The 13,332-nt window shown below is 63.0% G+C and carries 13 protein-coding genes and 1 pseudogene; 11 read left to right on the plus strand and 3 right to left on the minus strand.

All coding sequences use genetic code 11. From position 1 onward, the window contains the following. Positions 1–1,107 (minus strand): type III polyketide synthase, encoded by a 1,107-nt coding sequence (locus tag BVC93_RS23470; protein WP_083739553.1) that lies wholly within the window; start codon positions 1,105–1,107, stop codon positions 1–3. 62 nt (positions 1,108–1,169) lie between these two features. On the opposite strand from BVC93_RS23470, the gene BVC93_RS33640 reads away from it, so the two are divergent. Continuing rightward, entirely contained in the window at positions 1,170–1,445 is a 276-nt protein-coding gene (locus BVC93_RS33640) for a hypothetical protein (protein ID WP_192860080.1), read from the plus strand. A gap of 419 nt (positions 1,446–1,864) precedes the next feature. Continuing rightward, positions 1,865–2,338: a winged helix-turn-helix domain-containing protein gene (locus BVC93_RS23475; RefSeq protein ID WP_083739554.1), complete on the plus strand. Its 474-nt coding sequence runs from the start codon at positions 1,865–1,867 to the stop codon at positions 2,336–2,338. A 396-nt stretch (positions 2,339–2,734) separates the two neighbouring features. On the opposite strand, the gene BVC93_RS23480 is transcribed toward BVC93_RS23475, so the two are convergent. Further along, complete coding sequence (locus tag BVC93_RS23480) at positions 2,735–3,409, minus strand: hypothetical protein (RefSeq protein ID WP_236950092.1); 675 nt, start codon at positions 3,407–3,409, stop codon at positions 2,735–2,737. Between the two features lie 20 nt (positions 3,410–3,429). Between BVC93_RS23480 and BVC93_RS23485 the strand changes: the two genes are divergently transcribed. The 6 genes from BVC93_RS23485 to BVC93_RS23510 all read left to right on the plus strand — a co-directional run bounded on the left by BVC93_RS23485 (position 3,430) and on the right by BVC93_RS23510 (position 9,355). Continuing rightward, positions 3,430–4,185 carry a hypothetical protein gene (locus BVC93_RS23485; protein ID WP_157517042.1) on the plus strand — a complete coding sequence of 252 codons (756 nt, stop codon included), beginning with the start codon at positions 3,430–3,432 and terminating at the stop codon, positions 4,183–4,185. A 326-nt stretch (positions 4,186–4,511) separates the two neighbouring features. Then, positions 4,512–5,471, plus strand: a complete 960-nt coding sequence (locus BVC93_RS23490; protein ID WP_083741279.1) for an SMODS domain-containing nucleotidyltransferase — start codon at positions 4,512–4,514, stop codon at positions 5,469–5,471. 11 nt (positions 5,472–5,482) lie between these two features. Then, complete coding sequence (locus BVC93_RS23495; RefSeq protein ID WP_083739556.1) at positions 5,483–6,016, plus strand: hypothetical protein; 534 nt, start codon at positions 5,483–5,485, stop codon at positions 6,014–6,016. 176 nt (positions 6,017–6,192) lie between these two features. After that, positions 6,193–7,344: a ThiF family adenylyltransferase gene (locus BVC93_RS23500; protein ID WP_157517043.1), complete on the plus strand. Its 1,152-nt coding sequence runs from the start codon at positions 6,193–6,195 to the stop codon at positions 7,342–7,344. Further along, complete coding sequence (locus BVC93_RS23505; RefSeq protein WP_083739558.1) at positions 7,334–8,119, plus strand: DUF6602 domain-containing protein; 786 nt, start codon at positions 7,334–7,336, stop codon at positions 8,117–8,119. The genes BVC93_RS23500 and BVC93_RS23505 overlap by 11 nt, the downstream gene beginning before the upstream one ends. 135 nt (positions 8,120–8,254) lie before the next feature. Next, the gene (locus BVC93_RS23510; RefSeq protein WP_157517044.1) at positions 8,255–9,355 is read left to right on the plus strand and encodes a hypothetical protein; all 1,101 of its coding nucleotides are present in this window, start codon (positions 8,255–8,257) and stop codon (positions 9,353–9,355) included. A gap of 92 nt (positions 9,356–9,447) precedes the next feature. Here the strand turns inward: BVC93_RS23510 and BVC93_RS23515 are convergent, their stop codons facing one another. After that, complete coding sequence (locus BVC93_RS23515; RefSeq protein ID WP_083739560.1) at positions 9,448–9,636, minus strand: hypothetical protein; 189 nt, start codon at positions 9,634–9,636, stop codon at positions 9,448–9,450. Positions 9,637–9,676: 40 nt separating this feature from the next. Between BVC93_RS23515 and BVC93_RS23520 the strand changes: the two genes are divergently transcribed. The 3 genes and pseudogenes from BVC93_RS23520 (at position 9,677) to BVC93_RS23530 (ending at position 13,257) form a co-directional block, all read left to right on the plus strand. After that, entirely contained in the window at positions 9,677–11,788 is a 2,112-nt protein-coding gene (locus BVC93_RS23520; protein ID WP_083739561.1) for a DEAD/DEAH box helicase, read from the plus strand. Beyond that, positions 11,785–11,943 (plus strand): annotated as a pseudogene (locus BVC93_RS23525) (helicase associated domain-containing protein); the annotation flags it as partial. The gene BVC93_RS23520 and the pseudogene BVC93_RS23525, both read left to right, overlap by 4 nt. 69 nt (positions 11,944–12,012) lie before the next feature. After that, positions 12,013–13,257, plus strand: coding sequence for a helicase associated domain-containing protein (locus tag BVC93_RS23530; protein WP_083739562.1), 1,245 nt, complete (start codon positions 12,013–12,015; stop codon positions 13,255–13,257). Positions 13,258–13,332: the final 75 nt, after the last annotated feature.

Consider the following 13,332-nt stretch of genomic DNA (forward strand, 5'->3'; position numbering starts at 1 on the left):
TCACCAGCTCAGGAGTAGCAGTTCGAAGCTGAAACCCGGCCCCATGGCCAGCATGACTGCCAGCGAATCCGCAGCGGGCGGGTCGGCGAGGGTGCGCCGCAGCACGTCGAGCACCGAGGCCGAGGAGATGTTGCCGTACTCCCTCATCGAGCTGCTGCTGTGTGAAAGGGCTTGCGGGGCAAGTCCGATGGCTTCGACGATGGCGTCGATCACCTTGGGTCCGCCGGGATGGCAGATCCAGGTGTCGATGTCGGTCGTGGACAGTCCGTGCTCGACCAGGAAATCATCGACGGCCGGGCGAAGACGGTGTTCGGCCATCTTCGGTACCTCGCGTGACATCACGAGGTGGAATCCCGACGAGCCGACATTCCAGCCCATCACGTCGACGGTATCGGGGAACAATGTGCTCCGCGTGGCCAGCACCCGGGGATCGCGGTGCGCATCGGCGTGTGCGGGCACCCGGTCGGCGCCGGTGCACACCACCGCCGCGGCGCCGTCGCCAAACAGGCACACGCCGATCAGCGCAGGGATAGACGTGTCCTCGCGTTGCAGGGTGAGCGAACACAACTCGACGGAGACCAGCACGGCCAGATGGTCGGGGAAGCCGCGCAGGTAATCGTGGACCCGGGCCAGGCCGGCGGCGCCACCGACGCAACCCAGTCCGAACAGTGGGATGCGTTTGACATCCGGGCGCAAGCCGAGGCGGGCAGCCAGGCGGGCATCGACGGTCGGTACCGCAACTCCGGTGCTCGACACGGCCACGATGGCGTCCACTTCAGACGGGCTGATCCGGGCATCGTCGAGCGCGGAACGCACGGCGTGTTCGGCAAGGTCGACGGCCACCTCGAGGTAGGCGTCATTGGCCTCCGTGAAACCGGAGAGGTGGGGATAGCGCTGCAGCGGTAAGGCGAGGTTGCGGGTGTCGACGCCGCTGGTCTGGGCGAATCGCATGAACTCCGGGCCGCCCAGGACGGTGAGTTCGCGCGCGACGTCGGCCTGGTCGTAGTGGTGCTGGGTGAATGCCACAGCGGTGCCCGCGACGCGTGGAGCGCCGTGGGTGACGAGGTTGCGTAGATCGTGGAGCGACAGGTGCGTGGTATCGGTCATGCAGGCGAAAGTACGAGCCCAAACACGGGGTTTTGCTGTTCGTTTCCCTACAATTGAACCCTGTGATAGGCATCACAAAAACTAATGAAGGCGCCCATCCCGAACATGAATGCAGAAGTGGGCAACGGGTTCTCGCTGACGTCGGAGTAATCGAGTTATCGCTGTTGGTGGGCGGTGATGGGCGCAGTATGCCGGTGGCAAAGAATGGCCGGATCCTGCAGCAAAGAATGGCAGAAACCATTTCCATCGACGTGGTGTGGGCGGTGAAATATACGCCGCTGGGACTGTCGAAATCGAGGAAAAGGTGCGCACCTGCCCACAGAATGCTGGGAGCGTAGAGGTCGGGGTTTCACCGCCGCCACAGGAGTGTCCGAGGGGGGACTTTGCCACTTACGACACGACTCGAGACCTTTTAACTCAGTCATTGACCAGTCTCTCGCGACTGGTGAGAAGGGGCTGTTGTGCCTGGTAGAGAGCCCGAACGGCACGGTCAGGCGCCGAGGATGCTCCTCTGCCGTGTTCGCGTTCATGGTTATAGTCCAGCATGCGTTGAACCGGATAGCCACGCCCCTGAATCGTTGATCCGAGGCCGCGACGAAGTCGCCGGCGATCCCCGTCACTGGCCTGAGGAGCGGTGCGGGCTCGCCGTCGACGAGGCCTCCAGCAAACAAAACGTCGGGGGCGGATTCTGTGGCAACCTTAAATGTCGTCGTTGACGGCCCATGCCCCGATTCATAATGAATCAGGAGGTGTGAGGATGCCGACCGAACCCGCCAGCCAGACCATGGCGCATCAGGCCGAGCAGCGCTTGGCCGCGATCGCCGCCCGTCGGCGGGTCGCCGATCGCGAACTGGAGCGCGAAATCTATGAAGCAGCGACCGTCCGGGGTCTCAGTCAACGGCAGATCAGCGACGTGGTCGGAAACCAGTCCCAGGCCACGATCCAGCGCATCTTGCGGCGCGTCAACGACGACCCCAGCTTGTTGGACGTCAAGCCGGCCGAGATCGTCGACCAGCGCACCGCCGGAATCATCACCACCGAGCAGATGATGGACTTGCTGATTAATTGGCGGTACACCGTCGGGGATGTGGTCCGTATCGGTGGTGTCGCCACGGACGCGTACATGACCGGGGACTGGGATGCAATCGAGATGGCCTTCTACCGCGGCCAACTCAGCGACGACGAGTTCCGGCAGTTGGCCGACCGCCAATGCGATGCGCCCCTCCCGTGATCTGCGTGCGCAGGTCGCCGCCCAGCTCACCGAACTGTCTGTCCAGCTGGGTTTCCTGCTGTGGTGATCCACGCGCCCCGCGGGGTCGTGAAGCTGCGTGGGTAATTCGGTGCCCGGCCAGTGCACCCCAGTAGCCGCTCGGGCCGATCGATATCGACACAGGACGGGACGGGGACCTGGAAGAGCGGTTCGATATCATCGGACGGTAGGGATTCGCCCAGGTCTCGATCGCGCGGGTCGTGAAGTCCCTGGCCGCGAGGGATGAAACTACAGCCAGATGATGTTAGAGTGTTCATAGCAAGGCGTTGGTCCTCCGGGTCGTTAAGACCTCGACAGCCAACCTGGCCCCTGGTGTAGCGACAGCAGCCAGGGGTTGCTGCTTTTCCGGAGTGGTTCTTATCCGGGCCGCACGAAGTGGACTTGGTCTTTCACCACATCGAACAACTGGCTGGTCTCGTCACTGTGGGTCAGAGTGCGGCGGAATACCGACGACACAAGGTCTGGAAGCCACAACAGCAGTTCAGCGGCTGGCGAAACCTGCAGGAGCCTGGTTTGTCGAGGAATCCGCTTGTCGGTCACAAGCGCTTTGTGAGTTGCAGCGTCGTTGTTCTTGAGGTGGCGTTGATTGCGCTCCTCCATCAACAGCAGATCAACCGGGCCCCACGCTCCGGGTCGGCCGTTGGCCAACTCGACCGCCAATGCTTGATAGCAGATTCTGCGTGCCAGCTCAGCTTCCGCGTCTTCGTCGGCAACCGCCACTTTGTGGGCAATTACACAGGGCTCACCACCGTCGCCGAGGAACTCCAGCATGTCGCGGATGTCATCGAGCCGGCCATCGCGGAGCGCATCGGTCGTATGCCAATAACGCTCGCCGGCGATCTCGACGAGCCCGTCTCGAAGCGCGTCAAAGTCCTTGGTGGCCACCAAGACCGCGGTGAAGATGTAGAAAGTCTTGTCACCATGAGCGGTGTCCTTTGGCGCCTGGTAGGACTCGTCGAGAAACGCGACAGGGCCTTTGGTCCGTGCGTAGGCATCAAGCACCATCCGCCGGTCGGCGAACTTCGGCGTCAAATCGGCTCGTTCTCCAGGGTATGCAGCACCACGAGATCCTAGCATCGTCTTCAGAATCAGTTCCAGCATCACTTCTGGTAACATCACTGGCATATCCTGATCATGGGAAGGCCGTGGAAGCTGTGGATGACCAAGACATCAAGGTGATGGAGAATCGGCTCCGCCGGGCGGCCACCCGCCAGGGCCTTCGGCTTGAGAAGTCCCGCACACGTGACCCCCAAGCGAGCGACTACGGAACGTATCAGCTCGTTGACATCGAGACGAACACGATCGCGAAGTGCGGCACTCGACGCGGTTACGGCCTCGGTCTCAACGAAATCGACGAGGCACTCAACGAGGGCTCATTGAGCTGGTTCCATCAGCAGCTGACACTCGAGGAGCGCATTGCGGTCCTTTCCAATCCGTGTGGACCTCTGCCGACTTCTCTCGCTGAGCGGCTAATGCACCGCCCGGGTATCTCGATGACCTACTGGGTGGGCAGCAGTGACCCAACCCATTGGACGCTCGATGCGATTGCGGCGCGCCGGCTGCTGGCGGTGAACAGCCAACTCGATGATTGGTGGGAACGTCTCACAGAGGAACAACGCTGCTACATCACCGACCACCGCGGCGGGGAGCTAGGGGCCGATTACGCTGAAGTCGTCCAGGGCGCGAGTTCCGATCCCATCAACAACCCGGATGCACTCGTCGTCATCGTCGTACGAGACGCGAAGAATCAACACCGATTCCGACTGCCTCCGCTGGTACAGGCCTATGTGGAGATGATGGCGGCCTGAAGGCTCCAGTGCAACACTGGCCAGCTAAGTCCGGGGTGCCCGCGTCACCTGACCAGCTCGATGAGAAGACCGCGGTGAATCCAACTCTTGTAGTTCGCGCACGCGTGCTCTGACCACTTGTCGGACCACAAGAGTATCGTCGACCCGGGGTGGCGACATTGTCATCCACAGGATGCTGGAGGCTCGCCGGACGGGTTCCAGCAAGGAGGGGCGGGGATCCGCAGGCCGTCTTGCTCGGCCCGGCTGCGGTCAAGACTCGCTTTGTCAGAAGTCCTGCGTATCGCCCAATCATCACGGGCCCGATGTTCGGCAGGGGAGTCTGCAACGTGGGAGTTGACGAAGCGTTCGATGGGTATCAGAAGACGATCGACGCTGACCCTGCGCATGTGAAGCTCGCGCGCGAACGCCGCGACGTCTTCATCGGCGCACTGCAGAAGGCCGATGGTGTCAAGGAGATCGTCAAGTCCGGCTCCCTCGAGAGGCGGACCCAGCTCGAGCCCATCCACGACGTCGACCTGATCATGGTCTTCGACGGCTCCACAGTGCCCGAATGGGGTAGCCCGGGATCGTCCTCGTACGAGGCCCTGGAGCGAGCTCACGACGAGGTGGTGGCGCGGCTGGGGCTGTCGCGGGGGACCGACAGCAAGCTCGTCCGGCGCGCCGATACGCGCGACCACGCGGTTAAGTGCTTTGTTGATCCCCCCGACGATGAACATCCCTTCACCGTCGACGTCATGCCCGTCATCCGCCAAGCGGACAACACGCTGCTCATCCCGAGCACCAACGCCCAGGAGTGGTCAACCGCAGACCCGGAGTACCTGATCGACCAGGTTCGTCGGCATCACGAGGACTGGTCATTTTTCCGCCCGATGGTGCGTGTCCTCAAGAATTGGCGCAAGAGCGTCGACAGTGAGACGCGCATCAAGTCGCTGGTCATGGAAGTTCTTGCACTGCAATGTCTTCCGCATACCGGGAACCGGCCCGAGGCGCTGCGCGAGTTCTTCACCGCCGCCGCCGTGCAGGTGAATCTGGGCGTCGACGATCCGGCCGGCCACTGCGGTGCGATCCAACCCGACCTCGACATCGTCGCGTTGCGCGACGCGCTCCTGGACGCCGCCGATCTCGCCGACCGCGCATGTGACCAGGCCGCACGCAACGACGTCGACGGCGCCCAACGCACCTGGCAGGAACTGTTCGGTCCCGACTTCCCAGCTCCGCCGAAGAAGACAGTTCCCAAGGCTCCTCTCGCTCCGATTCCCCTGATCACGGACTCTCCGCAGGGCTGAGGGGCGAGTTCGTGCAGTCCGACTCCTGCGATGACAGATTCGAGTGGTGGCACCATGAGCCCGGCCGACTCGATGCCGACCGTCGTCAACTGAACGAACGCTTCCCCGGCCTGACCTGGAGCGCTCACGAAAACGGGCAATGGGCCGGCGAACTCCCGATGTGGCCGTTCGACCGGGATCCACCAGATGGACTCGGCGCGCTCCTTGGAGGTCGTGGGCTAGAGGTCCTGGTGCGGTGTGGGCAGGCCTATCCGGTTGCGGCGCCACGCATCGTTCCACTCGATCCTCAACCGGAGATCGCCGAACGGACCCAGCAACGGTGGCACGTCAACGGCGACGGAACATTGTGCCTGTTCCAGAGCGAAGCCGTCTGGACCCCCCGTGCGACGCTGGCTGACGTCCTGCTCAAGGCCGCCGGCTGGCGAATCGAATACGCACTGATGAAAACCGGCCTGATCGACACCATGACGATCAACGGCGTCGTCACCGACAACGCTCTCGACGCGACCATCGCCACGTTCGGGGTGACGGGCAGGGTGCGGTGACCGAATTCTTCGTGCTTGTATCGCCAGCGGTCTTGACCACGATCGAGCAGGGCGGCCCGTGGGGTGCGATATCTGCGCAGATATCCGAACCCGAGCAACTAGCAAGAGTCGCAGCCGTTTCCGCGGACGGCGACGCCAGCCTGCTGCCCGTGGAGGGCCTCAACCGTTCCCACTTCATGAGCGCGACCGACACCAGACGCGTCGGCCGATGGGTCAAAGTGGACGCCGACACACAAGTCGTTTGGGCGCAGACGCGATACCGCGCCGCCGGTATCACCCTCCAGGGATTCCGCGCCTTGATGCCCGTGCGGGTACCAGATCCTGGCGAGCACATCTACATCGTGCTCACCTACGCACCGGACATGCCGCCGGAGTACGTCGCCGCCGGCATCTCCAGACTCACCGGCTGGGCTGTCAGCACTTCGGGAGTCCAACCGGTCGCCGTCGACCTGGATGAGCCCCTCACCATCGGGGAACAGTTGGCCGATCGATGGCCCATCGGACAGTTGCAACGCCAACGGGTGTGTGTCATCGGCGCCGGCAGCATCGGCTCGGCCGCCGCGCACAGTCTGGCAACCTACGGCGTCGGCACGCTCGATCTCGTCGATCCCGATCGACTCCTGCGGTACAACCTGATCCGGCACACCAGTTCGGCCCGGCAGGTAGGCAAGCTCAAAGTGAACGCGTTGAAGGAAGACCTGGAAAGCCAACGACTCGACACCCACGTCAACGCCCGTCCGCTCAACGTTGTGGATGACGCGAACGCGATCCGCAAAATGTTCGAAGAGACCGACCTTGTCGTCTGCGCGACCGATGGAGTCGCATCCCGTCGTGTGGCCGGCCACCTGGCGCGGCGGGCCCGCAAGGACGCCATCCTCGCATGCGTCTTGGAAGACGGTGCACTGGGCGAAATCATCCGACTGAGACCCTGGCCCGACCGCGGCTGCATCACATGCTGCCGAACCCACCTACAGCTCGCCGGCGCGTTCGACCCCGAACCCGGCATCAATCGTCCGTACGGCGAGGGCACGCACCACCGTCCGATGACGGCGGTCGGAGCCGATCTGCACCTCGTCGGCGCTCACGCAGCCAAAATGGCCGTCGCAACATTGCTGGAGGCCAGCGGATTCAACGAGCAGCGCCTACCCAGTGAGCACCTGATCATCGCGCTACGTCCGGCTCCGATGTGGCCTTCTCCGTATGACGTCCGACGCTGCGGAGAGATGAAGTGGCTCGACCCCGCACCGCCGCAACCAGGCTGCCCAACCTGCCATCCGGGCCCGCCACACACCCAGGCAGAGAAGGAGCCCATCAGCAGTGACCGCTGACGACGATAGTGTGACCACCGACCCGCCGGGGAACAGGTTCGACCTCGCCGAAGCATTCCGCGCCCGCCAGCAGCAGCTGGAGGCCGACCTGGGTTTCGGCCGCACCGTACTCGCACACCCCGGAACCCTCGGCGACGCCACCGAACTTGACTGGCGCGGAATGCTCGCGGACTTCCTGCCGCGCCGATACGGAATCGCCAAAGCCTTCGTGATCGACATCGACGGCGCCATGAGCCACCAACTCGACATCGTCATCCACGATCGGCACTACTCACCGGTGCTCTTCGAAGTCGGCGGCGCCCACTTCATACCCGCCGAGAGCGTCTACGCTGTCTTCGAAATCAAACAGTCCCTCAGTAAGAAACACATCAAATACGCAGGAGACAAGATTGCCTCCGTGCGGCGCCTGCACCGAACGAGTGTCGGATTCACCACCGCGACCGGTGTGGCACCCGCCCAAGAACCTAAACGGATCCTCGGGGGTCTCCTGGCGCTCGATAGCGAGTGGACCCCGGCCCTCGGCAAGCCCCTGCGCAAGGCACTAGCGTCCCGCACCGTGGAACAAGCTATAGACTTCGGATGTGCTTTGCGCGCAGGAGCTTTCGAAGTGCCAGACTCCACTGGGCGCGACGATATGTGGACCAGCAGTGACCCCACGACGAGTCTGATCTTCTTCGCCCTGCGGCTGCTCAAACGTCTCCAAGCGATGGCCACGGTGCCGGCCATGGACTTCGCTGCCTACATTGAGTCCGCTCAGACCCAATCACCGGGATAGTTGTCGCACCACTTCGTGATTGCTCCTAATCCTCTACGACACCGATACCCAGAATTCTGTTGCTCCCCTTCGTGGAGCGCGGCACCATTGCCTCTGGCACCCACCACCGAGTCGTACGGCTGTCCAGGAGGCATCGTGGCCACCACATACACGATCCGGAACGACGTGGTCTGGCCTGATGCGCTGATCCGGCCTCCGCGTCCTCCGCAACTGGTGTACCTCGACATGCTCGGTTGGATCAACCTGGCCGAGCTCATCGCAGGAAACTCGGTGCCGAACGGATACACCCGACTCCTCGAGTCCTGCCGGCGAGCACGTGCGGAGGGTCGCGCGTTATTTCCACTGTCGTCCTCAACCGCGATCGAGCTGTACAACATCGGAGATGTCGCGCGGCGGTCTGCGCGCGCCAGGGTCATGGAGGAGCTGTCGGAGTTCAACTACTTGCTCGGTCGGAATCAAATCCAGCAGCTTGAGGTCGAAGCCGCGCTCGGCGCAATTCCAGGCGTCGTCGTCGCGCCCCAGCAGAGCCCACTTCCGTTGCTCGGACCGAGCCTGCTGTGGTCCTTCGGTATGAAAGGCGGTCTTGAGATCCACGGCCCAGACCCCGCCGCCGCCGCTCGTACTCTGTGCATGATCATCGGTATCGACGTCGGCGAAAGCCCGGGCGCGGCGCTGGAGGCCTGGGCAGAACGTCTCCTGCTCACCGGGCCCGAAAAGCACGAAGACCCCGCATTAGAGAACCTCGGGTACAACCCCGACGGGTGGCGCAACATATTGGAGGCCCGCGCTAACCAGGAACGCGCTCTCGCGGGGAAACTCGATGTGGAACCAGGATGGAGGCGGGGCAACCTGCGCGACGTCATCAACGCCAACGAGATGCACGTCGAGCTACGAGAACCACTGGCTAGGGCCGCCACCATGACGAACAGGCCCCTCGACGATGTTTTCAGTGATCGCGACACGCTGCGGTCATTCTGTGACAGCATGCCTTCCACCCGGGTATCAGTATCGCTCAAGACGATCTATCACAAGAATTCCCAACATAATTGGAAGACGAACGACATTCACGACATCGACGCTCTATCAGTAGCAGCGCCCTACTGCGACGCCGTATTCACCGATAAGGCAGCTCGGGACAAGGTCAACACTTGCCCAGAGCTCACCATCTTCCACACCGAGATCCCCCGAACCCCGGACGATCTCGCCGATTGGTTGGATAACCTCCCCTCCGCGTAGCGACCCCTGCGGTAGTGACAACGCGCGGAGCCCCGGCCCGGTAGATCGTTGCCGTGACTCCAGCCGGGACGAGTGCCTGCGCGATGGTGCGTTTACTGCCGGCCTTTCTCGATCTTCATGTCTACGTAGCGCTGGCCGGGTAGCAATAGGTCGCGTACGACGACGCGCAGCTCGGCGAGGTCGGAGTCGACGTGCACGCTGGCGACGAGCAGGCAGTCGCGGTGGTGGTACCGCCGACGACCCATCGCCACGGCCTCGGTTGCCCGCGTGCGTTTCCGCACGCCCCAACCTGTCGGAGCCGCGCTCTAAGATTTCCTCTCCATGGGGGACTTCGACACGTTGCTTCGTAGCCTGGATGCTGATCCGCAGCTGCGTGGGAAGCGGTTCGAGCATGTCTGCCAGTGGTTCTTGGAGAACGATCCGGTCTATTCGCGTGAGCTGACGCGGGTGTGGCGGTGGACGGACTGGCCGGGTCGGTGGGGTGGTGACGCTGGCATCGATCTGGTGGCAGAGGACCGCAACGGCGATTTGTGGGCGATCCAGGCCAAGGCGTACGACCCCAAGTACCGGGTGTCGAAGAGGGACGTCGACAAGTTCCTGTCGGAGTCCGGCCGCAAGGTGTTCGCCTTCCGGATGCTCATCGCCACCACTGATCTGATCGACCACACCGGCGAGCGCACCATCCAGCAGCAGGAGAAACGCAGCACCTTCTTCCGCCTCAACGACCTGCGCGCCGCCGCAGTGGACTGGCCTACGTCTCCAGTTCAGCTGTGGCCGGCGAAGGCGCGCAAACCTGCGAAGCCGCGGCGGCATCAAAAGGACGCCATCCGCGACGTGGTGAAGGGGTTCACGACCTCTGATCGTGGCCAGCTGATCATGGCGTGCGGCACCGGCAAGACGCTCACCGTCTTATTCATCACGGAGAAGCTGGAAGCCCGGCGGACACTGGTGTTGTTGCCGTCGCTGTCGCTGCTCAAGCAGACACTCAACGAGTGGCGGGCCAACTGCGCCAATGATTTCGCCGCACTGCCGGTGTGTTCCGACGATACGGTGGCCGGCATCGACGACGCCGCGATCGCCCACACCACCGACCTCGGCGTCCCGGTCACCACCGACCCGACCGAGATCGCGGCGTTCCTGCGCCGGAAGTCCGGTCCGCTGGTGGTGTTTTCCACCTACCAGTCCTCGCCGCAGATCGAGGCAGCATTCACGTCCGGCCGGGTTCCGCGATTCGACCTGATTATCGCCGATGAGGCGCACCGCGTCGCCGGGCCGGTGTCCTCAGACTTCGCCACCGTGCTGGATCCCACGGCGATCCGGGGCGATCGGCGTCTCTTCATGACGGCTACCCCGCGCTACTTCACCGGGCGGGTGCTGAAAGCTGCCCAGGAAGCCGACTACGAAGTCGCGTCGATGGACGATGAGAAGAAGTTCGGTCCGGTGTTTCACCGGTTGTCCTTCGGGGAGGCGATTGAGCGCGAGCTGCTCACCGACTATCAGGTCGTCATCGTGGGTGTGGACGACGCGACCTACCGGCAGTGGGCCGAGAAGGGAACCCTGGTTACCCGCGACGGCAAGACGGTCGACAACGCCGGGACGCTGGCCGGGCAGATCGGTCTGGCCAAGGCGATGCGCAAATACGACCTGCGCCGGGTCATTTCGTTCCACTCCCGCGTCAAGAGCGCACGCGAGTTCGCCTCCTCGATGCCTGACGTCATCGGCTGGATGCCGGCACGTCAGCGGCCCAAAGGCCGCCTCTGGTCGGACGTGGCCAGCGGGGAGATGCCCGCCGGCGACCGCTATGTTCTGTTGCAGCACCTGGGCCGCCTCGATGACGCAGACCGCGGCCTGTTGGCCAACGCCCGATGCCTGTCGGAAGGCGTTGACGTTCCTACCCTCGACGGGGTGGCGTTCATCGATCCCCGCCGCAGCGAGGTGGATATCGTCCAGGCAGTTGGTCGTGCGATACGAAAGTCCGACGCGAAAACCGTGGGCACCATCGTCATCCCAGTCTTCATCGACACCGATGAAGATCCCGAAGTGGCGCTGGACTCCTCGGCCTTCAAGCCGGTGTGGGATGTCATCAAAGCGCTACGAGCCCACGACGACGAGCTCGCTGAACAGATCGACACGATGCGCCGGGAAATGGGTCGCTACGGAGGTAAACCGAAGCTGCCGAACAAGATTCACCTTGATATTCCTCCGTACGTCGGCGCGGATTTCATCCGCGCCTTCGACACCCGACTTGTTGAGCAGGCGAGTACCCCGTGGGACTTCTGGTTCGGGCTGCTACAACGGTACGTCGACGAAAACGGAACAGCGTCGGTCGTGCAGACAACTCGATCGGATGGCTACCGACTCGGAACCTGGATCACGATTCAGCGTGTCGATAAGACTAAGGGCCGGTTGAGCGTTGGCGTCAGCGACTACTGAGTGCGCTTCCCGGGTGGAGCTGGGACCCGAAGTACGATCAGTGGGAGGATGGCTTCGAACACCTTCGAGATTATGTCGACGCACGCGGCACCGCGGGAATCCGTGACGACCATGTCTGCGATGACGGATACCGGCTCGGCAAATGGGTCGGCAAGCAACGGACCAAATGGGCCACGCTATCTGCTGATCGCAAACATCGCCTCGAAAGCCTTCCCGGCTGGACGTTGGATGCCCGCTCCACGCTGTGGGAAGCCTCCCTGACCGCCCTCACCCACTACGCCGTGGAGAACGGCCACGCGAATCCGCCGCGAGGTCTGCTGGTCGACGGCATCGATCTGGAGTCGTGGATACGTCGGCAACGTCGGACCTGGGACCAGCTGACCGATGAACGCCGCCAACGTCTCCAAGAGTTGCCCGGGTGGACGCGAAATGTGTTGGACGACAAGTGGGAGGCTGGCTACCGCCACCTTGTGGACTACGTCGATTTCACCGGCAGCGCGGAGGTCCTGCAGTCCTATGTCGCAGAGGACGGCTACCGGTTGGGCAAATGGGTCAGTGTCCAGCGTCGAATTTGGAAAGACCTGAGCGAAGACCGCCGTCGACGACTGTCGGAGCTGCCCGGCTGGACTCTGGACGCGCGGGGGCGCTGGTGGGATGACTGGTTCGCCAAACTTGAGGATTACGTGACCGAACAAGGGACTGCACGTGTGCCACAGACCTACGTCACCGAGGATGGAGCGAAACTCGGTACGTGGGTGAGCAACCAGAGGTCCACCTGGGAGTCACTAAGCGCTGAGCGCCGGAGCCGCCTGGAACAACTCGCGGGGTGGACACTCGACAGTCGAACTGCATTCTGGGAAGAAGGATTTCGTCATCTCCAAGCCTATGCGAAAGAGACCGGAACAGCCCAGCCGCCGAGCAACTGCATCCGCGACGGATTTAAGCTCGGGGTCTGGGTCAACACGCAGCGGCAGAACTGGACCACACTCGACGACGAACGCAAACGGCGCCTCGAACAACTTCCAGGCTGGACACTCAACACCAAGAACACGCAATGGGAAGAGGGCCTCGCACACCTTATCGCGTACGTGGAGGAACACAGCACCGCTCTGGTGCCGACGGACTGTATCTTCAACGGATTCAAGCTGGGCCAGTGGGTCACTGTTCAGCGAGTTAACTGGACCTCGCTACCGGCAAACCGCAAACTGCGCCTCGCAGCACTGCCGGGGTGGGCCGTGTCCGTCCGCGACGCTTGGTGGGAGGAGGGATTCGCGCAACTGAAGCGCTACGTCAACGAGAACGGTCACGCCTGCCCAGCCCAAAGTTATTTCTGCGCAGATGGATTCAGACTCGGCTCCTGGGTCGCAACACAGCGTCAGAGCTTCGCTAAAAGCCAGCTAAGTGAGACGCGCAAAACGCGACTCGCCAAGCTGACCGGATGGGAATGGAAGCCGCGCCGGAGACGATAGTCGCCCGCGCGTTGCCCTCCGCGAAGTTGAGGTGGAGCGGGACTTCCTTCCTGCCCTCGTGAGAGTGATCATGCA

The sequence above is a fragment of the Mycobacterium sp. MS1601 genome (genome assembly GCF_001984215.1).
Classification (GTDB): Bacteria; Actinomycetota; Actinomycetes; order Mycobacteriales; family Mycobacteriaceae; genus Mycobacterium.

Coding starts and splice junctions, on each gene's coding strand:
- BVC93_RS23475 (WP_083739554.1), top strand. CDS start 1,865: ATGCCGACCGAACCCGCCAGCCAGACCATGGCGCATCAGGCCGAGCAG.
- BVC93_RS23500 (WP_157517043.1), top strand. CDS start 6,193: ATGAGCGCGACCGACACCAGACGCGTCGGCCGATGGGTCAAAGTGGAC.
- BVC93_RS23520 (WP_083739561.1), top strand. CDS start 9,677: ATGGGGGACTTCGACACGTTGCTTCGTAGCCTGGATGCTGATCCGCAG.
- BVC93_RS23485 (WP_157517042.1), top strand. CDS start 3,430: ATGCAGCACCACGAGATCCTAGCATCGTCTTCAGAATCAGTTCCAGCA.
- BVC93_RS23470 (WP_083739553.1), bottom strand. CDS start 1,107: ATGACCGATACCACGCACCTGTCGCTCCACGATCTACGCAACCTCGTC.